Below are 26,212 nucleotides of genomic sequence, written 5' to 3'. Positions count from 1 at the left end.
CAGCCAGTCCCAACGAGAACACCAGCGGAACCTGAATGCGCATCGAACCACGCGAGTTACCTGACACCCTGCCTTTTCTTGGCGATCTGCCTCCTCTGCTCACCCGGCTGTACGCGGCTCGCGGTGTCGCATCGGAGGCCGAACTCGACAAGGGCCTCGCCCGGTTGATTCCGTATCAACAGCTCAAGGGCATCGACGCCGCCGTCGATTTGCTGGTGACGGCGTTGCAGCAGCGCCAGCGCATCCTTATCGTCGGCGACTTCGATGCCGATGGCGCGACGGCCAGCACAGTCGGCGTGATGGGCCTGCGCTTGCTCGGTGCTGCCCATGTGGACTACCTGGTGCCGAACCGTTTCGAATTCGGTTACGGCCTGACACCGGAAATCGTTCAGGTGGCCCTTGAACGTCAGCCTGATTTGCTCATGACCGTGGACAACGGCATTTCCAGCGTCGAAGGCGTTGCCGCAGCGAAGGCCGCAGGCTTGCAGGTGTTGGTCACCGATCACCACTTGCCCGGCCACGAATTGCCGGCGGCGGATGCCATCGTCAACCCGAACCAGCCCGGCTGCACCTTTCCGAGCAAGTCGCTGGCCGGCGTCGGCGTGATCTTTTATGTGTTGATGGCCTTGCGCGCGCGACTGCGGGACATCGGCTGGTTCGAGGGCCGCGCTCAACCCAATCTGGGCGAGCTGCTGGACCTTGTGGCCTTGGGCAGCGTCGCCGACGTAGTGCCGCTGGATGCCAACAACCGGATTCTGGTGCACCAGGGGCTGATGCGCATCCGCGCCGGGCGGGCCCGTCCGGGGTTGCGCGCCATTCTTGATGTCGCCCGTCGCGAGGCGTCGCGCATCACCTCCACTGATCTGGGGTTCATCATCGGCCCGCGCCTGAACGCGGCCGGGCGTCTGGATGACATGAGCCTGGGCATCGAATGCCTGCTGTGCGATGACGAGACCGAGGCGCGGGAAATGGCCGTGCGCCTGGACGAACTCAATCAGGACCGCAAATCCATCGAGCAGGGCATGCAGCGCGAGGCGCTGGCCCAGCTCAAGGACCTGCCGCTGGAGTCGATGCCGTTTGGTCTGTGCCTGTTCGAACCCGAATGGCATCAGGGCGTGATCGGCATTCTGGCCTCGCGTTTGAAAGAGCGTTATCACCGCCCGACCATTGCGTTCGCCAGTGCGGGCGAGGGCGTGCTGAAAGGCTCGGCGCGTTCGGTACCGGGCTTTCACATTCGCGACGCCCTCGATGCCGTGGCGGCGAAACATCCCGAGCTGATCAGCAAGTTCGGCGGCCATGCGATGGCGGCCGGGCTGTCGCTGCCCGAAGGTAACTTCCCCGCGTTCGCCCAGGCCTTCGACGCCGAGGTTCGCCGTCAGCTCAATGAAGAGGATCTGACCGGCCGGCTGTTGTCCGACGGCACCCTGGCGGTGGAAGAGTTTCACCTGGAACTGGCCCGTGCGCTGCGCAACGCCGGCCCGTGGGGGCAGCACTTTCCCGAACCGTTGTTCCATGGCGTGTTCCAGCTGGTTGAGCAGCGAGTGGTCGGCGAGCGCCATCTGAAGATGGTACTCAAGACCGAATGCGGGAGCGTCAGGCTCGAAGGTATCGCCTTCAGCGTCGACCGCGACGTATGGCCCAACCCGACCGTGCGCTGGGTCGAGTTGGCGTACAAGCTGGACCTCAACGAGTTTCGCGGCAACGAAACCGTGCAACTGATGGTGGTTCACCTCTCGCCGCGTTGAGCCACGACCAACTCGCGGTGTGCCTACTGACGCCTTCCCGGCTAAAGCCGGTCCCACAGGGGGACGCGTTCTTTCAGTGGGACCGGCTTTAGCGGGGAAGAGGCCTTTCCAGACACCTTGATCGTTCCCACGCTCCGCTTGGTAATGCATCCTGCGACGCTCTGCGTCGCAGCGATGGACGCGGAGCGTCCGGGGCGGGCATCCCCACGCGGAGCGTGGGGACGATCATTCAAGCCAGTCCCACAGGTCTATGCAGTGTTTCAGCTGGACCGGCTTCAGCCGGGAAATGACTGAACCCTCACTTCGCTCGGGTTGTCGACTAGGCTCAAGGTTCGCACGTAAGGAACCTGCCACACGATCTGAGAGGTCCCCCATGAGCCTGCTGCTTGAACCCTATACCCTTCGCCAACTGACGCTGCGCAACCGCATTGTGGTTTCACCGATGTGTCAGTACTCCTGCGCCGACGGCCTGGCCAATGACTGGCATCTGGTCCATCTGGGCAGCCGTGCGGTTGGCGGCGCCGGGCTGATTTTCACCGAAGCGGCGGCAGTCACCCAGGACGGGCGTATCACGCCGGAAGACCTCGGCCTCTGGAATGACGAGCAAATCGAGCCGTTGCAACGCATTACTCGATTCATCAAAGCACAGGGCGCAGTCGCCGGCATTCAGCTGTCCCACGCCGGACGCAAGGCCAGTACCTGGCGTCCGTGGGTGAGCCAGAGCGGCGCCATCCCTGCCGACCAGGGCGGCTGGGCGACCTGGGGGCCCTCGAAGATCGCTTTCGACCCGACCTATACCGTGCCCACGCCGCTGGATGAAGCCCAGATTCAGGAAGTGATCAAGGCCTTCGTCGACGCCGCCAAACGTGCCTTGACCGCAGGTTTCGAAGTCGTCGAAATCCACGCTGCTCACGGTTATCTGCTGCACCAGTTCCTGTCGCCGCTGAGCAACCAGCGTCAGGATCAGTACGGTGGCTCGTTCGACAACCGCATCCGCCTGACCCTCGAAATCACCAAAGCCGTGCGTGAAGTCTGGCCCGCAGACCTGCCGTTGTTCGTGCGCGTCTCTGCCACCGACTGGGTGGAAGGTGGCTGGAACGCTGATGAAACCGTCGAGCTGGCCAAGCGCTTGAAAGAGTTGGACGTGGATCTTGTTGACGTGTCTTCCGGCGGTACTGCAGCCAAGGCCGAGATCCCGGTGGGCCCGGGTTATCAAACCGAGTTTGCCGCGCGCGTACGCAACGAGTCCGGCATTGCCGCCGGCACCGTAGGCATGATCACCGAGCCCACCCAGGCCGACACCATCCTGCGTACTGGCCAGGCGGACCTGATCTTCCTCGCCCGTGAACTGCTGCGCGATCCGTACTGGCCGCTGCAAGCCGACGAGTCCCTCGGTGGACGTCAGGCCACATGGCCCGCGCAGTACCAGCGTGCCACGCACCGCGACCAGCCGATTCATGAGTCGGATCTGCGCGATTGAGGCGCAGGATCGGGGCGCCTGTATTGGCTCCTCGCCGATAGATATAGGGTCAGATGGCCTGGCGTAGCAGGTCACTGACCCATTGGTTAATGCTTTTGTGCGCCAACTCAGCTTGTGAGGCAACGCTCGCGTGCAGCTCAGGTTCCAGCCTAAGGCTCAGTTTCCCGGAATAGGTTTTTTGAGGTTCGCGCCCCAACCGTCTGCAGACGTCCAGATAATCGTCTACCGCCTCCTCGAACGCTGCGCGAAGCTCCGGTACCGACTGGCCGTGAAAGCCAATCACGTCTTTAATCCCCGCTACATGACCTACGAACAGGCCGTCTTCATCGCTGTAGTTGATTCGGGCTGAGTAGCCTTTGTAATTCATGATATTCATGGGTTAACTCCTGCGTGCTCAAGGAACACTCGCGCGTCTCGAACCTGGTAGGGTTTCGCCTCCTTATCCGGATGCGGGCGGTGGAAGGTTGCCACAACGCCATTGAGCTCGAATCTGACCCTTGAGCCATTACCTTCTATGGTTCTTGCACCCAGAGCAGTGAAAAGCGACTCCAGTCGACTCCACTCCAGGTTGCTAGGGACGGGTTTGGAAAACACGATTTTCAGGGTGCCGGCTTGTCGATTATTCATGGTATCAAAATATGATACTGACAAGCCTGAGCCTAGGGACAAGCTGTAGGAAAAGGGGACGCGTTAAAGCTCCGCGTTCTGAAACCATTCGATGCCTTCACTTGCCCCCACTCCCCGCCACGCTTTCCCCGCCCCGAGTCAGGTAGTACGCGCCGAGGATCGGCAGCATGGTCACCATCATCACGAGCATCGCCACGACGTTGGTCACCGGCACGTCGCGGGGGCGGCTGAGTTGGTTGAGCAGCCAGATGGGCAGGGTGCGTTCGTGCCCGGCGGTGAAGGTGGTGACGATGATTTCGTCGAACGACAGGGCAAACGCCAGCATGCCGCCGGCCAGCAGCGCCGAGCCCAGGTTGGGCATGATGATGTAGCGGAAGGTCTGCCAGCCATCGGCGCCGAGGTCCATCGACGCTTCGATCAGGCTGTGGGAGGTGCGGCGCAGACGGGCGATGACGTTGTTGTAGACGATCACCACGCAAAAGGTCGCGTGGCCGACGATGATGGTGAACATCCCCGGCTCGATCCCCAGGGTCTTGAACGCCGACAACAAGGCCAGTCCGGTGATGATGCCGGGCAGGGCGATAGGCAGAATCAGCATCAGCGAAATGCCGTCCTTGCCGAAGAAGTCCCGCCTGTACAGCGCCGCCGAGGCCAGGGTGCCGAGCACCAGTGCGATGAATGTGGCAACGCAGGCGATTTGCAGCGACAGCTTGATTGACTCCATCACGTCGGGCCGCGCGAACGCCACGCTGATCCACTTCAAGGTGAAACCCTTTGGCGGGAAGCTGAAAGCGGCGTCTTCGGTGTTGAAGGCGTAGACGAAGATGATCAGGATCGGAAAGTGCAGAAACACCAGCCCGCCCCAGGCGGCGATCTTCAGGCCCCACGACGCTTTTTCAGAGTGCATCGAACGCTCCCAGACGCTTGACGATGGCCAGGTAAATCGCGATCAGCACGATCGGCACCAGCGTGAACGCCGCGGCCATGGGCATGTTGCCGATGGCGCCTTGCTGGGCGTAGACCATGCTGCCGATGAAGTAGCCCGGGGGGCCAATCAGTTGCGGCACGATGAAATCCCCCAGCGTCAGCGAAAACGTGAAGATCGAGCCCGCCGCAATGCCCGGCACCGACAGCGGCAGAACCACCTGCATGAACGTCTGCCGGGGCGTGGCGCCGAGGTCGGCGGAGGCGTGCAGCAGTGACGGCGGCAAGCGTTCGAGGGAGGCCTGAATCGGCAGAATCATGAACGGCAGCCAGATGTAGACGAACACCATGAAACGCCCAAGGTGCGAGGTCGACAACGTGCTGCCGCCAATGCCGGGGACGCTCAACAGCCACTGCAACACCGGCGCCAATCCCAGATGCTGAACGAACCATTGCGCGACGCCGCCCTTTGCCAGCAACAGCGTCCACGCGTAGGCCTTGACGATGTAACTGGCCCACATCGGCATCATCACCGCGATGTAAAAGAACGCTTTGGTTTTGCCGGTGGTGTAACGCGCCATGTAATACGCAATAGGGAATGCGACGATGGCACTTGCCATGGACACGGCGACGGCCATGGTGAGGGTGCGCCGGATGACGTCGAAGTTGGCCGGGTTGAACAGCGCGCCGAAGTTCGCCAGGGTCAGCTCCGGCGTCACGGTCATGCTGAAGTCGTCGAAGGTATAGAAGCCCTGCCACAGCAGGCCCAGCAGCGAGCCGAGGTAAATCGCGCCGAACCACAGCAGCGGGGGAATCAGCAGCAGTGACAGGTATAGATTCGGACGTCGATACAGCAGGTTGGAAAAGCGCCGACGTGGCGATTGCCGTTGCGTCGGCGCCGAGCTGGTCAACGTCTGACCCATCTCACCGCGCCTCGTCGGGCGCGTCATGCAGCGCAATCATTGCCTGCCGTGCCCAGCGGATGGTAAGGCGTTGCCCCGGTTGATGGCGCGCGCCGGTGTCCAGCCACTGATTGTTGGCCTGGCTGACCGTTAGCGTCTGGCCGTTGTCCAGTTTGACCTCGTAGCGGGTGGCGCTGCCCTGATATTGAATATCGTGCAGCACGCCGTTGACCTGAACCTCGTGGCTCGCGGCAACGCCCTCGGCAAAGCGAATGTGCTCCGGCCGAATAGAGAACGACTCAGGGTTGCCCCTCAACGCCTGAGCCAGTTCGCCGCGCACCACGTTGGAAGTGCCCACGAATTCGGCCACGAAGGTCGTCGCCGGTTTCATGTACAGATTGCGTGGCGTATCGACCTGCTCAATGCGGCCCTTGTTGAACACCGCCACCCGGTCCGACATCGACAGCGCTTCGGTCTGGTCGTGGGTGACGAAGATGAACGTGATGCCCAGTTGGCGCTGCAGTTTCTTCAATTCGCTCTGCATCTGCTCGCGCAGCTTCAGGTCAAGGGCGCCGAGGGGCTCGTCGAGCAGCAGCACGCGCGGCCGATTGACCAGTGCCCGTGCCAGGGCTACACGCTGGCGCTGTCCGCCGGACAGTTGCACGGGTTTGCGCGCGCCATAACCCTCGAGTGCCACCATGCTCAGGGCTTCGTCGGCCCGCTTGATCCGCTCGGCCTTGCCGACGCCTTTGACTTTCAGGCCATAGGCGACGTTGTCCCGCACGTTCATGTGCGGGAACAGCGCGTAGTCCTGAAACACGGTGTTGACGTCACGCTGGTAGGGCGGCAGGCCGGCCGCTTCCTGGCCATGAATGCGGATCGAGCCAGCGCTGGGTTGCTCGAAGCCGGCGATCAGGCGCAGGCAAGTGGTTTTGCCGGAACCCGAGGGGCCGAGCATGGAAAAGAACTCGCCGTCCTCGATGTCGACGGACACCCGGTCCACGGCTTTCACCTCGCCGAACAGCCGCGAAACCTGGGTGAACTGGACAGCGTGGGTCATGGTGGCTAATTCCCGGAACCGAAGTCATTTGGAAGCGGACACCGTCGCAGGGGGGGCGCCGGGTGAAACTGAATGCATGCATCTGAAGGAGTGCGGTCATTGTAGGAGCGTGGCTTGTCCCGCGATTGACTGCGCAGCAGTCATTGAATCAGGCGCCGCGACTTTAATGACACACCGCATCCCCAGATTTTACGACCGGTTCCCGGCCGATCGCGGGACAAGCCACGCTCCTACGGGTTATGTGGGGTGCCTGGGTCTAACGCCCACCCATGATCGCGATGTAATCCTGCGTCCAGCGGCTGTAAGGCACGTACTTGCCGCCCTCGGCCTGGGGTGTTTTCCAGAAGGCAATTTTCTCGAACAGGTCAAACCCGTTGGTTTCGCAGCCCTCGGCGCCGAGCAGTGCGTTGCCCTTGCAGGCGTCGGGCACCACCGGCAGGGAGCCGAACCAGGCGGCGACGTCGCCCTGAACCTTCGGTTGCAGCGACCAGTTCATCCATTTGTAGGCACAGTTGGGGTGCTTGGCTTCGGCGTGCAACATCGTGGTGTCGGCCCAGCCGGTGGCGCCCTCCTGCGGGATGGTCGAGGCGACGGGCTGTTTGTCGGCGACCAGCCCGTTGACCATGTACCCCCACGAACTGGACGCTGCCACGCCTTCGTTTTTCACGTCGCTCATCTGCACCGTTGCGTCGTGCCAGTAGCGATGAACCAGCGGCTGCTGGGCGCGGAGCAGGTCGAGCACGGCCTTGTACTGGGTCTCGGTGAGCTGATAGGGATCGACGATGTCCAGCTCTGGCTTGGCGGTCTTCAAGTACAGCGCGGCGTCGGCGATGTAGATCGGCCCGTCATAGGCCTGGACCCGGCCCTTGTTCGGTTTGCCGTCGGGCAAATCCTGCGGCTCGAACACCACGCTCCAGCTCACCGGCGGCGTCTTGAACACGTTGGTGTTGTACATCAGCACGTTCGGGCCCCACTGATAGGGTGTGCCATAGGTTTTGTTCTCGACCGTGTACCAGGGGCCATCTTTCAGGCGCGGGTCGAGGGTTTTCCAGTTCGGGATCAACGTAGGGTCGATGGGCTGCACGCGCTTGCCGGCGATCAGGCGCAACGACGCGTCGCCCGAGGCGGTGACCAGGTCATAGCCGCCCTTGGTCATCAGGCTGACCATTTCGTCGGAGGTTGCGGCGGTCTTGACGTTGACCTTGCAGCCGGTTTCCTGCTCGAAGCCGGTCACCCAGTCGTAGGCCTTGTCGCTTTCGCCGCGCTCGATGTAACCCGGCCACGCCACGATATCCAACTGCCCCTCGCCATCGCCCACCGCCGTCAGTGCTTCAACGGCCTGCACCGCGCCGCTGGTGAATAGTGCGGTGATCACAGCGCTCAGAATCGCGGTCTTGTGCACGGACATGGTGGGTTTGCCTTATGGTGGTTGTGTGGGCAGAGATCGGTGATGCAGAGCGTAGTGCCCAGTTCGATCCTCGACAAACTTCGCGCAGCAAATACCGAGCCCATTCGTGCAGGCGGAAGCGGTTGAGCGAAAACCCGTCGTCATCCGGCCTCAGGACTCCCGATCGCCGCAACATTCAGAAGCAAACCTGCCCAACGGCTGCTGGTGCCTTCGCCTTAACCTGCGGGTCGAATCGTCTGTCCCCATTTCTGAAGGTGAAGTCATGAACACGCGCGGTTTACTTGATCAATTATTGAAATCCGGTCAGGACCTGCTGCAAAACAAGGCCGGCGCCCGTGACAAGAGCGGCAAAAGCGGGCAAAACGGGCAGGGCGGGCTTGGCGATCTGCTGGGCAAGGTCGGTGGCAGCGGCCTGGGCGGGCTGCTTTCAGGTGCCGGCGGTGGTGCGTTGGCGGCGGGCGCGATGGGCTTGCTGATGGGCAACAAAGGCGCACGCAAAATGGGCGGCAAAGCGCTGACTTACGGCGGGCTCGCGGCGTTGGGCGTGCTGGCGTACAAGGCGTATGGCAACTGGCAGGCAAGTCAGGGTGTGGCGCAACCGGTTGAGCCGCAGACCGTGGACCGCGTGCCCCCGGCCCAGGTCGAACAACACAGCGAGGCCATCCTGCGGGCGCTGGTGGCAGCAGCCAAGGCCGACGGCCACGTCGACGAGCGTGAACGCGAACTCATCGAAGGCGAGTTCACCCGCATCACCGGCGACAACGAACTGCAGCAATGGCTGCACGCCGAACTGAACAAACCGCTTGACCCTGTCGACGTCGCCCGTGCTGCGCAAACCCCGGAAATCGCCGCCGAGATGTACCTGGCCAGCGTGATGATGGTCGACGAAGAGCACTTCATGGAGCGCGCTTACCTGGACGAACTCGCCAAGCAGCTGAAGCTTGACCCGGCCCTCAAGACCGAGCTTGAGCATCAGGTGCGTCAGGCCCAGCCGTAAATCAGCGGGTCGGTCCAGCGCCCCGTAACGAAAATCGAATACCCGCAACCCTGGCGGGTCGGTCCCGACAATCCTGAGGGCCTGACCCGCATCCTTCCCCCCGCGCGCCAAAATTCCCAGCCAGCATTCGCCCTCAACGCACTTGCACCATCAAGCAACGCCACATCAAGCCGATAGCGTGTAAGACAATTCCGATCTGGCTGTGTGTTATGGCGTTTTTCCCGTCAGAAACACTCCGAATATCGGTAAAGCACTGGGCTATACTCCCGCTCGTTTTGGACCGTTCGTCGGTCCGCTTTCTGAACCCGGTCATGCCGGCGTTGAACCCTTGAGGGCTGACTGTGAAGAACTGGACGTTGCGTCAACGGATTTTGGCGAGCTTCGCTGTCATCATCGCCATCATGCTGTTGATGGTGGTTGCGGCATTCAATCGCCTGTTGGTGATCGAGAACAGCGGCGATGCGGTACGCCTGGACGCGCTCCCCGGCGTTTTTTACAGCAGTACTGTGCGCAGTGCATGGGTTGAAAGCTACGTAGCCACCCAGCATTTGCTGGTTGAAGGCGCGGGTCGCGACCTCACCGGCGCTGAAGAAGACCAGTACAAAGAATTCGAAGACCGCCTGCAGGCGCAGATCGCCAACTATCAGAAAAGCATTTTCGACGAATCCGATCGCAATGACTTCGCCCAGTTTCTGCAATTGCGCGAACGCTACCAGCTCGTGCTCAACGGCGTGCTTGCGGCTTACCAGGGCGATAACTACGCGCTGGCCCAACGGATATTTGCCGAGCAACTCACGCCCGCATGGATGGAGGGTCGCAAACAGCTCAACGCACTCGGCGCCAAGAACAAGGTGGTCGCCGACAAGGCGTCCGACGCCATTCAGTCCGCTGTTTCCAGCGCCAAGATCACCCTCGGCATTTCGTTGATCATCGCTTTGCTGGCGGCGGCTGCGTGCGGCCTGTTGCTGATGCGCGCGATTCTGGCGCCGATGAACCGCATCGTGCAGATTCTCGACACCATGCGCACCGGCGACCTGAGCACGCGGCTGGCGCTGGATCGCAACGATGAGTTTGGATCGGTGCAGACCGGCTTCAACGACATGGTCGCCGAACTTGCTGCATTGGTGTCCCAGGCCCAGCGCTCGTCGATTCAGGTGACCACCTCGGTAACCGAAATTGCCGCCACCTCCAAACAGCAACAGGCGACGGCCACCGAGACCGCTGCGACCACCACGGAAATCGGCGCGACGTCCCGCGAGATTGCCGCGACGTCCCGGGATCTGGTGCGCACCATGACGGAAGTGACCTCGGCCGCGGATCAGGCTTCGGTTCTGGCGGGCTCCGGTCAGCAAGGCCTGGCGCGCATGGAAGAAACCATGCACTCGGTCATGGGCGCCGCCGATCTGGTCAACTCCAAGCTGGCAATCCTCAACGAGAAGGCCGGCAACATCAATCAGGTCGTGGTGACCATCGTCAAAGTCGCCGACCAGACCAACCTGCTGTCGCTCAACGCGGCCATCGAAGCCGAAAAAGCCGGCGAATACGGCCGTGGTTTTGCCGTGGTGGCGACCGAGGTCCGGCGTCTGGCCGACCAGACCGCCGTGGCCACCTATGACATCGAGCAGATGGTTCGCGAGATCCAGTCGGCGGTGTCGGCAGGCGTCATGGGCATGGACAAATTCTCCGAAGAAGTGCGTCGCGGCATGTACGAAGTAACCCAGGTCGGCGAGCAGCTTTCGCAGATCATTCATCAGGTGCAGGCCTTGGCGCCGCGTGTCTTGATGGTCAACGAAGGCATGCAGGCCCAGGCCACCGGCGCTGAACAGATCAACCAGGCGCTGGTGCAGTTGGGTGATGCCAGCAGCCAGACCGTCGAATCCCTGCGTCAGGCCAGCTTCGCCATCGATGAGCTGAGCCAGGTGGCGGTGGGGCTGCGTAGCGGCGTTTCGCGTTTCAAGGTCTGAGTCAGGCCCATGATCGAGCATTCAGCCAAGCGCAGCGCTGCGGTGTTGCCCAAAAACAAGCTGTTTCTGCTGTTCCGCATCGGCGCGGAACGCTATGCGCTGCAAGCGACAGAAGTCGCCGAAGTGCTGCCACGGCTGATGCTTAAACCCATCGCGCAAGCGCCCCACTGGGTCGCGGGTGTGTTTGCCCACCGCGGCGCGATCGTCCCGGTCATCGATCTCAGCGCGCTGACCTTCGGCCATCCCGCCCCGTTGCGTACCAGCACACGGCTGGTGTTGGTGCATTACCGCCTCGGCGGCGATCGTCCCGCGCGGGAGCTGGGTTTGATCCTCGAACAGGCGACCGACACGCTGCGCTGCTCGCCCCATGAATTCAAAGCCTACGGCCTGGATAACTCGCAGGCGCCGTATCTGGGCCCGGTGCGCGAGGACGAACACGGTCTGCTGCAGTGGATACGCGTGGATGACTTGCTCAGCGACGCCGTGCGCGAACTGTTGTTTCCCGAGCAGCCCGTGAGTCTGGATGCCTTCGAGGCCGCGCCATGAGCCGCGATGCGCGTTTCTTCTCCTTCCTCAAGGACCGCATCGGGCTTGACGTTGCGTCGGTGGGCGAGGCGATCATCGAGCGCGCCGTGCGTCAGCGCTGCACGCTGTCCAGGGCGCGGGACCACGATGATTACTGGCAGACGCTGCTGGTTTCGGCGGATGAGCAACAGGCGCTGATCGAAGCGGTCATCGTCCCCGAAACGTGGTTTTTCCGTTATCCGGAATCCTTCGTCACCCTCGGCAAGCTGGCCAATGCCAGGCTGGCCCAGCTCAATGGTGTGCGTGCGCTGCGGATTCTGAGCCTGCCGTGCTCCACTGGCGAGGAGCCTTACTCCATCGCCATGGCGCTGTTCGACGCAGGTTTACGAGGCCCGCAGTTCAGCGTCGACGCCGTGGACATCAGCCCGCTGTCCATTCAGCGCGCGCGCCAGGGCGTGTATGGCAAAAATTCCTTTCGCGGCGATCAACTGGGTTTCCGTGAACGTTTTTTCAGCGCGGTCGAGGAGGGCTATCGCCTGGAGGAGCGGGTGCAGGATCAGGTCCGCTTTCAGTCCGGCAACCTGCTCGACCCTGCCATGCCGGTGGCGCAGTCGGCGTACGACTTCGTGTTCTGCCGCAACCTGCTGATCTACTTCGACGTCGACACCCAGCGTCAGGGCTTTGAGGCACTGAAGCGCATGACCCGCGACGATGGCGTGCTGTTCATCGGCCCTGCCGAGGGCAGCCTGCTCGGGCGCATGGGCATGGTGTCGATCGGCATTGCCCAATCGTTCGCCTTTCGTCGGCGTGAAGAGGCCACTTCCGAACCCCCCAGCATCCTGACTGCCCCAGCCATGCCGCCGTCGCGAAGCGGTTCATTGTCTGCTCACTCAACGTCCGCTCACCCAACATCAGCCCTGACGCGCGTCACGCCTAAACCGCAGCACTTTGTGCCAAGGTTGTTGGGTGATCCTGCGCTGGTTGAAGAGCGCAGGGCTGCGCTCAGGCCCGACATCAAGGCGGTGGCGCCGGGCGCTGGCAATGGCGACGCTGCCGAGTTATTGCGCAGCATCGCGGCCCTTGCCAACGAAGGCCGCAGTGCCGAAGCGAAGGTGGCCTGCGAGCAGTACCTCAAGCGCTTTGAACCCGTGGCCCCGGTGTTTTACTGGCTGGGCCTGCTCAGCGAAGTGGCGGGGGAGGCGAGCGCGGCACAGGGGTTTTATCGCAAGGCGTTGTATTTGCAGCCCCAGCATCCGGAGACCCTGGCGCAACTGGCCGCGCTGCTTGCCGCCCAGGGCGACAGCGCAGGGGCTCGGCGGCTGCAGGAGCGTGCGGCACGGGGTGTCACTAAAGAAGGACGCAGCGGATGAGTCGCGTACACACAGAGCTGGTCAGCGACGACGCCGAGGCGATCGACGACTGCTGGAACCGCATCGGCATCCATGGCGACCGGTCCTGCCCGCTGCTTGCCGATCATATTCATTGCCGCAACTGCTCGGTGTACTCGGCCGCAGCCACGCGCTTGCTCGACCGTTACTCGCTGGCGCAGGAACAGCGCGTGTCGATGCACACCGATGCGCTGGCCGTTGACGTCGAAACCCGCTCGACCGTGGTGTTTCGTCTGGGCGAAGAGTGGCTCGGTCTGCCGACCCGTTGTCTGGTGGAAGTGTCGCCGGTGCAGGCCATTCATTCGCTTCCGCACCAGCGCTCCCGCGCCTTGCTGGGGGTTGCCAATGTGCGCGGCGCCTTGGTGGCGTGCCTGTCGTTCGTCGAGCTGCTCGGGCTGGACCCGTCGGTCGCGCCGGTTGGTGATGCCCGAACATTGCCGCGCATGCTGATCGTTTCGGCAGACGGCGGTCCGGTCGTGGTGCCGGTGGACGAGGTCGACGGCATTCATGCCATCGAAGCGCGCCTGCTGGATAGCGCCTCGGCGTCGGCCCAGAACAGCAACGCGCGTTTCACCCGAGGGGTCGTGCAATGGAAAAACCGCAGCCTGCGCCTGCTTGATGAAGACCAGCTGTTGTCGGCCGTAAACCGGAGCCTGACATGACGCCCGATCAAATGCGCGACGCGTCGCTGTTCGAACTCTTTACCCTGGAGGCGGAAGCGCAGACCCAGGTGCTGAGCGCGGGCCTGTTGGCCCTTGAGCGCAACCCGACCCAGGCCGATCAGCTGGAAGCGTGCATGCGCGCGGCCCATTCGCTGAAAGGCGCGGCGCGTATTGTCGGGGTCAACGCCGGCGTCAGCGTTTCCCACGTCATGGAAGATTGCCTGGTCAGCGCCCAGGAAGGGCGACTTTACCTGCTGCCCGAGCACATCGATGCCCTGCTGATGGGCACCGATCTGCTGATGCGCATCGCCACGCCTGGCGCCAGCGTGCCGCAGGCGGATGTGGACGGCTATGTGGCGCTGATGAACAACATGGTCAGCGACGATCCGGCCATGAAAGCCATGCTGGTGCCCATCGCGCTGCCTTCCCTCGAAGACATCCTGCTCGCCAACGCGCAGTCGCTGGTCACCTCGCTGCAGTCGGCGCAGGATTCGGCGGCCGAAGAACTGGCTGCCGCCATCGTCGTTGAGCCCGTCGCCGACCCGGCGCTTAAAGCAGATGGCCCCGGTGAACGACGTGTGGTCGAGACCGGCGAACGGGTCCTGCGCGTCACCGCCGAACGCTTGAACAACCTGCTGGACCTGTCGAGCAAGTCGCTGGTCGAGACTCAACGGCTGAAGCCGTACCTGGCCGCAATGCAGCGGGTCAAACGCACACAGACCGGCGCCACCCGAGCGCTGGACAGTCTTGAAGCCTTGCTCGGCGCCAGCACCGACCCGGACGCGCAAAAGGCGCTGGACGAAGCGCGGCGTCTGCTCGGCGAAGCGCAGCACTTGTTGATTCAGCAGACGGCTGATCTCGACGAGTTCGGCTGGCAGTCCTCCCAGCGCGCGCAACTGCTGTACGACACCGCGCTGGCCTGCCGCATGCGCCCGTTTGCCGATGTGCTGGTGGGTCAGGCGCGCATGGTCCGGGATCTGGGCCGCTCGCTGGGCAAGCAGGTGCGCCTGGAAATCGACGGCGAAAAGACCCAGGTCGATCGCGATGTGCTGGAAAAACTGGAAGCACCGCTGACCCATTTGCTGCGCAACGCCGTCGACCACGGCATTGAGCTGCCGGCACAACGCATCGCCAGCGGCAAGCCGGCCGAGGGTCTGATTCAGCTGAAGGCCTCGCACCAGGCCGGGCTGCTGGTGGTCGAGCTGATCGATGACGGCGCCGGTGTCGATCTCGAACGCCTGCGCATGAACATCGTCGAGCGCAAACTTTCGCCTGCGGAAACCGCTGCGCAGTTGAGCGAGGAAGAGCTGCTGAGCTTCCTGTTCCTGCCCGGGTTCAGCATGCGCGACACGGTCACCGAAGTGTCCGGCCGAGGCGTCGGCCTGGACGCGGTCCAGCATATGGTTCGGCAGCTGCGTGGCGGCGTCGAACTGGACCAGCGCGCGGGGCAGGGCAGCCGTTTCCATCTGGAAGTGCCGCTGACCTTGTCGGTGGTGCGCAGTCTGGTGGTGGAAGTCGGCGGCGAAGCGTATGCCTTTCCGCTGGCGCACATCGAGCGGATGCGTGACGTGCGCGCCGACGAAATCGTGCAGCTGGAAGGGCGTCAGCATTTCTGGCACGAAGAGCGTCACGTCGGGCTGGTCGCCGCCACTCAGCTGCTCAACCGTCCGGCCAGCCAGCACAGTGAAGACGTGCTCAAAGTAGTGGTCATTCGCGAGCGCGATGCGGTGTATGGCGTCGCCGTGGAGCGCTTCATTGGCGAACGCACGCTGGTGGTTTTGCCGCTGGATCCGCGCCTGGGCAAGGTTCAGGACATCGCCGCCGGCGCGTTGCTCGACGACGGCTCGGCGGTGCTGATCATCGACGTCGAAGACATGCTGCGGTCGGTGGAGAAACTGCTCAATACCGGACGCCTGGAACGCATTGATCGGCGCAATCGTCAGGCGGACGCACGGGTACGCAAACGCGTATTGGTGGTCGATGACTCGCTGACGGTGCGCGAGCTGGAGCGCAAGTTGTTGCTCAGCCGTGGCTATGAAGTGGCGGTGGCCGTGGACGGAATGGACGGCTGGAACGCGTTGCGCGGCGAAGATTTCGACTTGCTCATCACCGACATCGACATGCCGCGCATGGACGGCATCGAACTGGTGACGCTGGTGCGCCGCGACAGCCGCCTGCAATCGCTGCCGGTGATGGTGGTGTCGTACAAGGACCGTGAAGAAGATCGCCGTCGCGGTCTGGACGCCGGCGCCGATTACTATCTGGCCAAGGCCAGTTTCCACGACGACGCGCTGCTCGACGCGGTCGTTGAGTTGATAGGAGATGCGCAGGGATGAAGATTGCCATCGTCAACGACATGCCCATGGCGGTAGAGGCGTTGCGCCGTGCGCTGGCTTTCGAACCGGCGCACCAGATTGTCTGGGTGGCGAGCAATGGCGCCGAGGCGGTGGAGCGCTGTGCCCAGCTGACGCCCGACCTGATCTTGATGGACCTGATCATGCCGGTGATGGACGGCGTAGAGGCCACTCGACGTATTATGGCGGCCACGCCGTGCGCCATCGTCATTGTCACCGTGGACCGCGAGCAGAATGTGCATCGGGTGTTCGAAGCCATGGGCCATGGCGCGCTGGACGTGGTCGACACGCCCGCGCTGGGGGCCGGCAACCCCAAGGACGCAGCCGCGCCTTTGTTGCGCAAGATACTTAATATAGGCTGGCTCATTGGCGAGCGGGACACGCGGGTTCGCCCCGTGCCGCCACCGGTGCGCGAGTCGGCACAGCGTCAGCGGTTGATCGCGATCGGCTCATCGGCCGGCGGGCCCGCCGCGCTGGAAATACTGCTCAAGGCGCTGCCGACAGATTTTCCGGCCGCCATCGTGCTGGTGCAACACGTGGATCAGGTATTCGCCGAAGGGATGGCGCAATGGTTAAGCAGCTCTTCGGGGCTGGAGGTCAGGCTGGCGCGCAATGGCGAGCCGCCGCAAGTGGGCACGGTGCTGCTGGCAGGCACCAACCACCATATTCGTCTGCTCAGGAACGGCACACTGGCGTACACCGCAGAGCCGGTTAACGAAATTTACAGGCCCTCCATCGACGTGTTTTTCGAAAGTGTGGCCAGCTATTGGAATGGTGACGCAGTGGGTGTTTTGTTGACCGGCATGGGCCGTGATGGTGCGCAGGGACTCAAGCTGATGCGTCAGCGGGGCTTTCTCACCATCGCCCAGAATCAGGAAAGCTGTGCGGTATACGGCATGCCCAAGGCGGCTGCGGCGATTGACGCCGCCATGGAAATTCGCTCACTGGACTCGATCGCACCTCGCTTGAAGGAGGTATTCTCCCAATGAATTTCCAGGTGATTTCACAGCCCGCCTGTGACCAGGAGACCCCGCATGCATGATTTGCAACTGGACGATCTGAACGCCACGGATGAAAACGCTGCCATGGTGTTGCTCGTCGACGATCAGGCCATGATCGGCGAGGCTGTCCGGCGCGGGCTGGCGCAAGAAGACAACATCGACTTCCACTTCTGTGCCGATCCGCATCAAGCGATTGCGCAAGCCATCCTGATCAAACCGACCGTGATTCTTCAGGATCTGGTCATGCCCGGCCTGGACGGCCTGACCCTGGTGCGCGAATACCGCAACAATCCGAAAACCCGTGACATCCCGATCATCGTGCTCTCGACCAAGGAAGACCCGCTGATCAAGAGCGCCGCCTTTGCCGCCGGAGCCAATGATTACCTGGTCAAACTGCCGGACAACATCGAACTGGTCGCGCGCATTCGCTACCACTCGCGTTCGTACATGACGCTGCTGCAGCGCGACGAAGCCTATCGCGCCCTGCGCGTCAGTCAGCAGCAGTTGCTCGACACCAACCTGGTGCTGCAGCGCCTGATGAACTCCGACGGCTTGACCGGCCTGTCCAACCGCCGCCACTTCGATGAATACCTTGAACTGGAATGGCGCCGGTCTACCCGGGAGCAGACGCAGATTTCGCTGTTGATGATCGACGTCGATTACTTCAAGGCCTACAACGACGCCTTTGGGCACCTTGAAGGCGATGAAGCCCTGCGTCAGGTCGCCAAAGCCATCCGCGCCAACTCCAGCCGTCCCTCCGACCTGCCGGCGCGTTACGGCGGCGAAGAATTTGCGCTGGTACTGCCCAGCACCTCGCCGGGTGGCGCACGCCTGCTGGCGGAAAAACTGCGTCAGACCATCGCCAGCATGAACATCCCCCATGTCGCCCCGAGCCAGGGCTCGAGCCTGACGGTCAGTATCGGGCTGGCGACCATCGTGCCGCAGGTCGGCAGCCACAGCCGCCAGCTGATTCAGAGTGCGGATCAGGGGTTGTACGCGGCCAAACACAATGGGCGCAATCAGGTGGCGGTGGGATAAGGCGGGGCAGCATCTTTCCCGCGCTCGGCGGCCACCGCCGGGCTGGGTCCGCACCAACAACGGTGAACACCGCGCACCCGTCGCCCAACGGACTGCCATCGGGGGGTTGCCTGCGTTATACTCGCCGGCTTTGTGAAAATCGCCTGCGAGTGCTGCCCACCATGGAAATCAACCCGATCCTAAACAGCATCAAGGACCTGTCCGAGCGCTCCGAAACCATTCGGGGGTATCTTTGACTACGATCACAAACATGATCGTCTGACCGAAGTTAACCGCGAGCTCGAAGATCCAAACGTCTGGAACAACCCGTCGTACGCCCAGGAACTGGGCCGCGAGCGTTCGCTGCTGGCGCAGATCGTCGACACCCTCGACGAGATGAGCACCGGCCTGGTGGATGCCAAGGACCTGTTGCTGATGTCCGCCGAAGAAGAAGACCAGGCCGCCGTCGACGACGTTGCCGCTGAAGTCGAGCGCCTGCGCGAAGCCCTGGAAAAACTGGAATTCCGTCGCATGTTCAGCGGCGAGATGGACCAGAACAACGCCTATCTGGATATCCAGGCCGGTTCCGGCGGCACCGAAGCCCAGGACTGGGCGAACATCCTGTTGCGCATGTACCTGCGCTGGGCCGACAAGCGCGGCTTCGACGCGACCATCATGGAACTGTCGGCCGGTGAAGTCGCCGGTATAAAAGGCGCCACGGTGCACATCAAGGGTGAATATGCATTCGGCTGGCTGCGCACCGAAATCGGCGTACACCGGTTGGTCCGCAAGAGCCCGTTCGACTCCGGCAACCGCCGCCACACCTCGTTCTCGGCCGTTTTCGTTTCGCCGGAAATCGATGACAACATCGAGATCGACATCAACCCGTCGGACCTGCGCATCGACACCTACCGCTCCTCGGGCGCCGGTGGTCAGCACGTCAACACCACCGACTCGGCGGTCCGGATCACCCACGTTCCGACCAACACCGTGGTCAGCTGCCAGAACGAGCGTTCCCAGCACGCCAACAAAGACACCGCGATGAAGATGCTGCGGGCGCGCCTGTACGAGCAGGAAGTGCAGAAGCGCAACGCGGCCTCGCAAGCGCTGGAAGACACCAAGTCGGATATCGGCTGGGGTCACCAGATCCGTTCGTACGTGCTCGATGCCTCGCGCATCAAGGACCTGCGGACCAGCGTCGAACGCAGCGATTGCGACAAGGTGCTCGATGGCGACATCGACGAATACCTGATCGCGAGCCTCAAACAGGGCCTGTAATCGCCACACCACTGTTGCGGGTCGGGCGCGTCATCATGACGTCGCCGCCCGCGATCCTTCGTCACGCACCCCGGCCAGACGAAGGGCCACGAACCTGTGATGGATAATCAAGACATGAGCGACCAACAACTCGACCCGCAAGCCCAGCAACAGGAAGAAAACAGCCTGATCGCCCTGCGCAAGGAAAAACTTGCGGCCGAGCGCGCCAAGGGCAACGCCTTCCCGAACGACTTCCGTCGCGAAAACTACTGCAACGACCTGCAGAAACAGTACGCGGACAAGACCAAGGAAGAGCTGGCTGAAGCGGCGATTCCAGTCAAGGTTGCCGGGCGCATCATGCTCAACCGTGGCTCGTTCATGGTGATTCAGGACATGACCGGTCGCATTCAGGTCTACGTCAACCGCAAGACCCTGCCGGAAGACACCCTGGCCTCGGTAAAAACCTGGGACATGGGCGATATCATTGCGGCCGAAGGCACCCTGGCCCGCTCCGGCAAAGGCGACCTGTATGTCGAAATGACCAACGTGCGCCTGCTGACCAAATCCCTGCGTCCGTTGCCCGACAAGCACCACGGCCTGGTGGATACCGAACAGCGTTATCGCCAGCGCTACGTTGACCTGATCGTCAACGAAGACGTGCGTGAAACCTTCCGCGTTCGCTCGAAAGTCATCGCCCACATCCGGAGCTTCCTGATGCAGCGCGATTTCCTGGAAGTCGAAACGCCGATGCTGCAGACCATCCCGGGCGGCGCCGCGGCCAAGCCGTTCGAGACGCATCACAACGCGCTGGACCTGGAAATGTTCCTGCGCATCGCGCCTGAGCTGTACCTCAAGCGTCTGGTGGTTGGCGGGTTCGAAAAAGTGTTCGAGATCAACCGCAACTTCCGTAACGAAGGCGTTTCGACCCGGCACAACCCCGAGTTCACCATGCTTGAGTTCTACCAGGCCTACGCTGATTACGAAGACAACATGGACCTGACCGAGGAACTGTTCCGCGAACTGGCCCAGCTGGTTCTCGGCAGCACCGACGTGCCGTATGGCGACAAGGTGTTCCACTTCGGCGAGCCGTTTGCGCGCCTGTCGGTGTTCGACTCGATCCTCAAGTACAACCCCGAGCTGACCGCCGATGACCTGAACGACATCGACAAGGCCCGCGCCATCGCCAAGAAAGCCGGCGCCAAGGTGCTGGGCTTCGAAGGCCTGGGCAAGCTGCAGGTGATGATTTTCGAAGAGCTGGTCGAGCACAAGCTGGAGCAGCCGCACTTCATCACGCAGTACCCGTTCGAGGTGTCGCCGCTGGCCCGTCGCAACGATGACAACCCGAACGTCACCGACCGCTTCGAACTGTTCATTGGCGGCCGTGAAATCGCCAACGCCTACTCCGAGTTGAACGACGCGGAAGACCAGGCCGAGCGCTTCATGGCTCAGGTGGCGGACAAGGACGCGGGCGACGATGAAGCCATGCACTACGACGCAGACTTCGTCCGGGCACTGGAATACGGCATGCCGCCGACAGCGGGCGAGGGCATCGGCATCGACCGTCTGGTCATGCTGCTGACCAACTCGCCGTCCATTCGCGACGTCATTTTGTTCCCGCACATGCGGCCACAAGCCTGAGTGTCAAAACAAGCCGCCTGCGCAGGGCGGCTTTTTTTTGGCTGTTCGTTGAGTGCGCAGCTGCATTTGGAGATGCTATCGCGAGCAAGCTCACTCCTACAGGGGCATTCCGCCTATTGTAGGAGTGAGCTTGCTCGCGATGACGTAGGCGCAGACACGGCCGCAGGCTGACGTTGCTGTGATGTGAATGACTCGAAAAAAGGAAATCCAGTTGTGAACCGCACGATCGCTCAAAAGGGAGCCGCTGGCCTGGCCACGGCAGTCGCACAGAGTGTTCAGTACCAGGGCCGCAAGGCGAGTCGACAGGGAAGTGAACAGCGTCGCCAACAGATTCTCGATGCGGCCATGCGCATCCTCATTCGTGACGGCGTTCGGGCCGTGCGTCATCGCGCGGTGGCGGCCGAAGCGCAAGTGCCGCTCTCTGCCACCACCTACTACTTCAAAGACATCGATGACCTGCTCACCGATGCCTTCGCGCAATACGTTGAACGCAGCGCGGCGTACATGGCCAAGCTGTGGACCAACACCGAGGCGCTGCTGCGCGAGATGGTCGCGCGCAATGACGGCAGCGCCGAGGCCCGCGCCCGGTTGGCGGATGAGATCGCGCGCATGACCATGGAATACGTGCGTCATCAATTACTGACCCGTCGCGACCAGCTCATTGCCGAACACGCCTTCCACCTCGAAGCGCTGATCAACCCGCGGCTGGCCCCACTGGTGAGTGCCCATCAGCAGATTCTGTTGCAGGGCAGCGCCCAGTTTCTCGAAGTCATGGGCTCGGTTCAGCCGCAACTGGATGCCCAAGTGTTGACGGGGCTCATCTGCCGGATGGAATATCAGGGGCTGCTCAACGGGCCTCGGCCCGGCGCGGACGAAGAAATGCTCGCTATTCTTACTCGCCAGATGCATCTGGTACTGGGCACTGCCAAGCCGATGGCTGGCTGATACCTCAAGGAGAACCTGATGAAAGTCTGGAGCGTATTGCTCGCCCTGTCGTTCGCGCTGTTGAGCGGATGCTTGGTGACGTTCAAGGACCCGATTCCGGTCAGCAACACCGCCCCGCCCAAATTGCTCGGCACCTGGAGCAGCAAAAATGCCTGGGGCGAGCCGCTCGAACTGGAAATCAGCCGCGCCGGCGCCGACCGCTACAAAGCGGTCAGCTACCGCAAAGGCGACCGCAAGAACCGCGACGAGTATGCCTTCACCGTGTCGCGCCACGGCAGTCGCTGGTACGTCTCCGCCGCGCTGCCTGACAAATACGGCGCCAATTACGTCATCGCCGGTTTCGACCTCATGGATAACGAGAACGGTGCCGATGAACTGGTGGTCTATGACCTCGACCTGGAGCGGTTTCAGCAGTTGGTCGAGCAGAAGGTGCTCGACGGCGAGCGGGTCGATACGGTCAAGGGCGACGGCATGTTGATCTCAAGTCCCATGGACAAGGTGTTTGCCTACCTCGACGACCCGGCCAACTCCGACGTCTTTCTCAAATCAGCTCAATATCAGCGCATGACCAAATAGCGCAAACGGTTCAATAAGGGGTACCGGGTGGACGAATACCAACAGACTATTCGCACGTTGTCCGATCGTATCGTGATAGCGCAGACGCCGATTCGAATCCTTGATGCCGTGAAGTGGGATGACACCATCCGCAAGACCTTCCTCGACGGCAAAGGCAAAAACCTGCCTGAAGTCGATCGCGCGTACTACGAAAATCGTCCGCTGGGCTTTGATTCCGGCGCGGTGAAGCTGGAATTCCAGAACATCGAGCGCGACATCACCCGGCAGCTGGGCCAGTTCAACCCGGTCGGGCAGATCATGCGCCGCATGTGCAAAGAGTACCGGATGGTCATCCGCATGCTCGAAGCGCGCGGCACCCCGGACTTCGGCCTGATCTCCCAGGAGCTATACGGCGCGGCGTCCGATGCTTTTCACGCCGGCGACCCGACGCTGTCCGACCTCGGCATGATGCTCTCCGATTACCTGAACAACATTGCCGGTCGCGGCGATCTCAAGGACGAGCCGAAAGTCCTGACGGCCAAAGACGCCGTCGCCATGCTGCAGACCCGGCTCAATCGCACGTTTGGCGAGGCGGAAGAGACGATCCGGGTGTTTGAATCCGACGGCATCGTGGCGGACGCTGCGGCCGGCGCCGACTACATCAAGATCCGCAGCGACGCGATGTTCAATGAACGAGACGTGCGGGCGCTGGAAGTCCACGAAGGCCTGGTGCACGTCGGCACCACGCTGAATGGTCAGAATCAGCCGATCTGCACCTTCCTGTCCAAAGGCCCGCCCTCGTCGACGGTGACTCAGGAAGGCTTGGCGATTCTGATGGAGATCATCGGTTTTGCCTCCTACCCGAGCCGCCTGCGCAAGCTGACCAATCGCACCCGCGCCATTCACATGGCCGAGGAGGGCGCCGACTTCCTGCAGGTCTTCGACTTCTATCGCGAGCAAGGCTTCGGCATGTCGGAAAGCTACGGCAACGCCAGTCGGGTATTCCGGGGCTCGGTGCCGAATGGGCTGCCATTCACCAAGGATCTGTCTTACCTCAAGGGCTTCATCATGGTCTACAACTACATCCAGCTGGCCGTGAGAAAGGGCAAGCTGGAGCAGGTGCCGCTGCTGTTTTGCGGCAAGACCACCCTGGAAGACATGCGCACGTTGCGCCAGTTGGTGGACGAAGGCCTGGTGGTGCCGCCCAAATACCTGCCCGACCAGTTCCGCGACATGAACGCGCTGTCGGCGTGGATGTGTTTCTCCAACTTCCTCAACCACCTGAGCCTGGACCGGATCGAAGCGGACTATTCGAATATCCTCTGATACGTTCGCGTTTAACTGGGACCTACGGTTTTGTACAGTGACCCCTATCGTGAATAGAAGGACATCGCGTGAAGCGTCTTCTTACCTTGTTCCTGATCGTGACCCTCAGCGGCTGCAGCCAATTGCTGTTCTACCCGGAACGCGGCCTGCCGCTGACGCCGGACAAAGCCCACCTCGCCTGGCGCGATGTCACCCTCACGGCGGCCGACGGCACCAAACTCAACGCATGGTTTCTGCCGGCCAAGCCCGGCGTGCCGGTGAAGGGCACGGTACTGCACCTGCATGGCAACGGCGGCAACATGGCCTGGCACCTGGCGGGGAGTTGGTGGTTGCCGGAGCAGGGGTATCAGGTGTTGCTGGTGGACTATCGCGGTTATGGCCGGTCCGAAGGCGAGCCGAGTCTGCCGGCGATTTATCAGGACATCGATGCGGCCTTTGACTGGCTGAACGCTGCGCCCGAGGTACAGGGCAAACCGCTCGTGTTGCTCGGCCAAAGCATCGGCGGGGCGCTGGCCGTGCATTACCTGTCCGAACATCCCCAGCAGCGCGCGCGGGTCAAGGCGCTGGTGCTCGATGGCGTGCCGGCGAGCTATCGTGAGATGGCGCGCTATACCCTCAGCACGTCGTGGCTGACGTGGCCCCTCAAACGGCCGCTGTCGTGGGTAATCCCCGACGGCGACAGCGCCATCAACGGCATGCCGCAGCTCAAGGGCACGCCGATGCTGCTGTTCCAGAGTCTGGATGACACGCTAGTGCCGCTGCACAACGGCATCAGCCTGTATCAGGCCGCGCCGCCACCGCGTGTGCTGCAACTGACGCGCGGCCCTCACGTGCAGACTTTCGGCGACCCCACCTGGCGCGAGGTGATGGTTCGCTATCTGGACGACCCGCAGCACTTCAATGGCCTGCGCAGGCTGGGGGAAATTCCGAATTATCCTGATCCTCAAGCAGGCAAGGCGGCGCCGTCCTCTCCACAGCCGGCGGATGAGCACCACGAGTAACACTTCGTATCACTCGCATTTCGAACGCCACAAAAAAGCCCCGCCTGTCTCTCGACAGGCGGGGCTTTTTATTGCCGCTACAACCGCATTACTTCATCGAAGAGCGCGGTGCTACTGGCTGGTTGTCGTTGGAAATGGTCACTTCCACACGACGGTTCATGGCACGGCCCGAGGCGCTGGCATTGTCAGCAACCGGGTATTCCTTGCCGTAACCCTGAGCAACGATACGCTCCGGGCCTACGCCCATCTTGATCAGAGCCATGCGCACGGAGTTCGCGCGGCGCTCGGACAGCGAGTCGTTGTAGGCAGCCGAACCGGTGCTGTCGGTGTAGCCTTCAACGATGACCTTGCGATCAGGGTTTTCCGACAGGAACTGGGCCAGCTTGTTGACGTTGACCAGACCGGACGACTTCAGCTCGGCCTTGTTCAGGTCAAACAGTACGTCGCCGAAGGTCACCAGCGTACCGCGTTCGGTCTGCTTGGCGTTCAAGCTGTTCTGCAGGGCCTTGATCTGTGCGTCGCGAGCATCCAGACGCGCTTGTGCACGTTGGGCGGCGGCACCTTTCAGATCGTTTTCAGCGGTCTTCAGGTTGATGGTCTGCTTGGCCAGCTCAACGCGCTGGTTGGTCAGATACGCCAGCTGATCGACCTTCTTCTGGTCATCGTTGTTGCGGTACGCAGCGTCAGCCTTGTCCAGCCACTCGCTGGCGTCTTTGGTTTCCAGCGCAGCCAGTTCAGTGGCTTTCGGGTTGCTTTGCAGCGCGGAGTAATTGGTGCGGGCTTGTTCCAGGTTCACGTTCGGCTGCGACGAGCACGCCGCCAGACCAACGCTCAAAGCCAGCAGGGCAGGAATAAGTACTTGTTTACGCATAATATTTTCGTCCTTTAACTCAATGGCCAATGCTTGAACTGCGAAGCGTTACTGTGTGACAGGCTGAACCTGACGCATGCCTTCTTCACGCAACTCATTGACGCCCTGACGAGCATCCTGCACCGCTTTCTGTGCCTTCGCGGCCTGAGCCTTACGCTCGGCTACACGTGCATCCCACTCGGCTTGCTCGGCGTATTTGCGAGCTTCGTCGTATTTCTTTTCCTGCATCGCCAGTTCGGCTTGCTTGAACTTGTCCTGGGCGGACTTCATTTCAACGGCAGCGTACTCGGTAGCGCCGGCGGTGACCGCGGCATTGACGGCCGATTGGGTCACGGCGTACTGCTCGCTTGGAGGATTGCCTGCGCAACCAGCCAGAAGAACGCTGGTGCCCAGCGCCAGTGCAGCCATCTTCAGCCCGCGCAGGCGATTGAACGTTGGTTTGGCAGTGCTGGTGTTCATGGTTGTCAACTCCATTTCTTAACTCCTGAAAACTGGTTGTTCCATTACAGCTACGGCCCACGCGGATGGATGGTGTTACGTCGCTTCCGCTGTCATCTGACGGCTT

Annotated in this window: 24 protein-coding genes; 16 read left to right on the top strand and 8 right to left on the bottom strand. The window is 62.0% G+C overall.

Features of this window, described 5'->3' with window-relative positions; genetic code table 11:
* Positions 1-35: 35 nt before the first annotated feature.
* Complete coding sequence (gene recJ / locus ACQKEN_RS05360) at positions 36-1,745, top strand: single-stranded-DNA-specific exonuclease RecJ (RefSeq protein ID WP_427684195.1); 1,710 nt, start codon at positions 36-38, stop codon at positions 1,743-1,745.
* Positions 1,746-2,118: 373 nt separating this feature from the next.
* A complete protein-coding gene (locus ACQKEN_RS05355) occupies positions 2,119-3,225 on the top strand; it encodes an NADH:flavin oxidoreductase/NADH oxidase (RefSeq protein ID WP_427684194.1) in 1,107 nt (368 codons plus the stop codon).
* Between the two features lie 49 nt (positions 3,226-3,274).
* On the opposite strand, the gene ACQKEN_RS05350 is transcribed toward ACQKEN_RS05355, so the two are convergent.
* The 6 genes from ACQKEN_RS05350 to ydcS form a co-directional block, all read right to left on the bottom strand.
* Entirely contained in the window at positions 3,275-3,601 is a 327-nt protein-coding gene (locus tag ACQKEN_RS05350) for a type II toxin-antitoxin system HicB family antitoxin (protein WP_427684192.1), read from the bottom strand.
* On the bottom strand, positions 3,598-3,852 hold the full coding sequence (locus ACQKEN_RS05345) for a type II toxin-antitoxin system HicA family toxin (protein WP_427684190.1): 255 nt from the start codon (positions 3,850-3,852) through the stop codon (positions 3,598-3,600). The genes ACQKEN_RS05350 and ACQKEN_RS05345 overlap by 4 nt, the downstream gene beginning before the upstream one ends.
* A gap of 97 nt (positions 3,853-3,949) precedes the next feature.
* Positions 3,950-4,759, bottom strand: coding sequence for an ABC transporter permease (locus ACQKEN_RS05340; protein WP_427684188.1), 810 nt, complete (start codon positions 4,757-4,759; stop codon positions 3,950-3,952).
* A complete protein-coding gene (locus tag ACQKEN_RS05335) occupies positions 4,749-5,699 on the bottom strand; it encodes an ABC transporter permease (protein ID WP_427684186.1) in 951 nt (316 codons plus the stop codon). The genes ACQKEN_RS05340 and ACQKEN_RS05335 overlap by 11 nt, the downstream gene beginning before the upstream one ends.
* A gap of 1 nt (position 5,700) precedes the next feature.
* Positions 5,701-6,738: an ABC transporter ATP-binding protein gene (locus ACQKEN_RS05330; RefSeq protein ID WP_427684184.1), complete on the bottom strand. Its 1,038-nt coding sequence runs from the start codon at positions 6,736-6,738 to the stop codon at positions 5,701-5,703.
* Positions 6,739-6,994: 256 nt separating this feature from the next.
* On the bottom strand, positions 6,995-8,146 hold the full coding sequence (ydcS, locus tag ACQKEN_RS05325) for a putative ABC transporter substrate-binding protein YdcS (protein WP_427684182.1): 1,152 nt from the start codon (positions 8,144-8,146) through the stop codon (positions 6,995-6,997).
* Between the two features lie 262 nt (positions 8,147-8,408).
* Here ydcS and ACQKEN_RS05320 point away from each other — a divergent pair, with 262 nt between their 5' ends.
* From ACQKEN_RS05320 to ACQKEN_RS05255, 14 genes are all read left to right on the top strand, one after another.
* Positions 8,409-9,143 (top strand): tellurite resistance TerB family protein, encoded by a 735-nt coding sequence (locus tag ACQKEN_RS05320; RefSeq protein WP_427684180.1) that lies wholly within the window; start codon positions 8,409-8,411, stop codon positions 9,141-9,143.
* A gap of 401 nt (positions 9,144-9,544) precedes the next feature.
* Positions 9,545-11,107, top strand: a complete 1,563-nt coding sequence (locus ACQKEN_RS05315; protein WP_427684257.1) for a methyl-accepting chemotaxis protein — start codon at positions 9,545-9,547, stop codon at positions 11,105-11,107.
* Positions 11,108-11,116: 9 nt separating this feature from the next.
* Entirely contained in the window at positions 11,117-11,653 is a 537-nt protein-coding gene (locus ACQKEN_RS05310; protein ID WP_427684178.1) for a chemotaxis protein CheW, read from the top strand.
* Entirely contained in the window at positions 11,650-13,002 is a 1,353-nt protein-coding gene (locus ACQKEN_RS05305; protein WP_427684176.1) for a CheR family methyltransferase, read from the top strand. Before ACQKEN_RS05310 ends, ACQKEN_RS05305 begins: the two co-directional genes overlap by 4 nt.
* A complete protein-coding gene (locus tag ACQKEN_RS05300; RefSeq protein ID WP_427684175.1) occupies positions 12,999-13,682 on the top strand; it encodes a chemotaxis protein CheW in 684 nt (227 codons plus the stop codon). Before ACQKEN_RS05305 ends, ACQKEN_RS05300 begins: the two co-directional genes overlap by 4 nt.
* Positions 13,679-16,018 carry a hybrid sensor histidine kinase/response regulator gene (locus tag ACQKEN_RS05295; RefSeq protein WP_427684174.1) on the top strand — a complete coding sequence of 780 codons (2,340 nt, stop codon included), beginning with the start codon at positions 13,679-13,681 and terminating at the stop codon, positions 16,016-16,018. The genes ACQKEN_RS05300 and ACQKEN_RS05295 overlap by 4 nt, the downstream gene beginning before the upstream one ends.
* Entirely contained in the window at positions 16,015-17,025 is a 1,011-nt protein-coding gene (locus ACQKEN_RS05290) for a chemotaxis response regulator protein-glutamate methylesterase (protein WP_427684173.1), read from the top strand. Before ACQKEN_RS05295 ends, ACQKEN_RS05290 begins: the two co-directional genes overlap by 4 nt.
* Positions 17,026-17,070: 45 nt before the next feature.
* Positions 17,071-18,075: a diguanylate cyclase gene (locus tag ACQKEN_RS05285; RefSeq protein ID WP_427684172.1), complete on the top strand. Its 1,005-nt coding sequence runs from the start codon at positions 17,071-17,073 to the stop codon at positions 18,073-18,075.
* Positions 18,076-18,236: 161 nt separating this feature from the next.
* Positions 18,237-19,332, top strand: a protein-coding gene (gene prfB / locus ACQKEN_RS05280; protein WP_108120905.1) for a peptide chain release factor 2 whose coding sequence is annotated in 2 segments (ribosomal slippage) — positions 18,237-18,308 and positions 18,310-19,332 — 1,095 coding nt in all. Because the reading frame shifts where the segments join, the coding sequence is not laid out codon by codon here.
* A gap of 114 nt (positions 19,333-19,446) precedes the next feature.
* Positions 19,447-20,949, top strand: coding sequence for a lysine--tRNA ligase (gene lysS / locus ACQKEN_RS05275; protein ID WP_427684171.1), 1,503 nt, complete (start codon positions 19,447-19,449; stop codon positions 20,947-20,949).
* A gap of 213 nt (positions 20,950-21,162) precedes the next feature.
* The gene (locus ACQKEN_RS05270) at positions 21,163-21,894 is read left to right on the top strand and encodes a TetR/AcrR family transcriptional regulator (protein WP_133772657.1); all 732 of its coding nucleotides are present in this window, start codon (positions 21,163-21,165) and stop codon (positions 21,892-21,894) included.
* An 18-nt stretch (positions 21,895-21,912) separates the two neighbouring features.
* Complete coding sequence (locus ACQKEN_RS05265) at positions 21,913-22,470, top strand: hypothetical protein (RefSeq protein WP_427684169.1); 558 nt, start codon at positions 21,913-21,915, stop codon at positions 22,468-22,470.
* Between the two features lie 27 nt (positions 22,471-22,497).
* Positions 22,498-23,775: a flavohemoglobin expression-modulating QEGLA motif protein gene (locus ACQKEN_RS05260; protein WP_427684167.1), complete on the top strand. Its 1,278-nt coding sequence runs from the start codon at positions 22,498-22,500 to the stop codon at positions 23,773-23,775.
* A gap of 68 nt (positions 23,776-23,843) precedes the next feature.
* The gene (locus ACQKEN_RS05255; RefSeq protein ID WP_427684165.1) at positions 23,844-24,776 is read left to right on the top strand and encodes an alpha/beta hydrolase; all 933 of its coding nucleotides are present in this window, start codon (positions 23,844-23,846) and stop codon (positions 24,774-24,776) included.
* A gap of 88 nt (positions 24,777-24,864) precedes the next feature.
* Here ACQKEN_RS05255 and ACQKEN_RS05250 read toward each other — a convergent pair whose 3' ends face one another.
* A complete protein-coding gene (locus ACQKEN_RS05250; protein ID WP_427684163.1) occupies positions 24,865-25,647 on the bottom strand; it encodes an OmpA family protein in 783 nt (260 codons plus the stop codon).
* A gap of 48 nt (positions 25,648-25,695) precedes the next feature.
* Positions 25,696-26,121, bottom strand: coding sequence for a DUF4398 domain-containing protein (locus ACQKEN_RS05245; RefSeq protein ID WP_074893253.1), 426 nt, complete (start codon positions 26,119-26,121; stop codon positions 25,696-25,698).
* Between the last annotated feature and the right edge of the window lie 91 nt (positions 26,122-26,212).

This window comes from Pseudomonas sp. NPDC078416, assembly GCF_050268485.1.
Taxonomy (GTDB): Bacteria; Pseudomonadota; Gammaproteobacteria; order Pseudomonadales; family Pseudomonadaceae; genus Aquipseudomonas.
The sequence above is the reverse complement of the archived record's forward strand: the minus strand, read 5'-3'. Positions and strand labels throughout refer to the sequence as shown.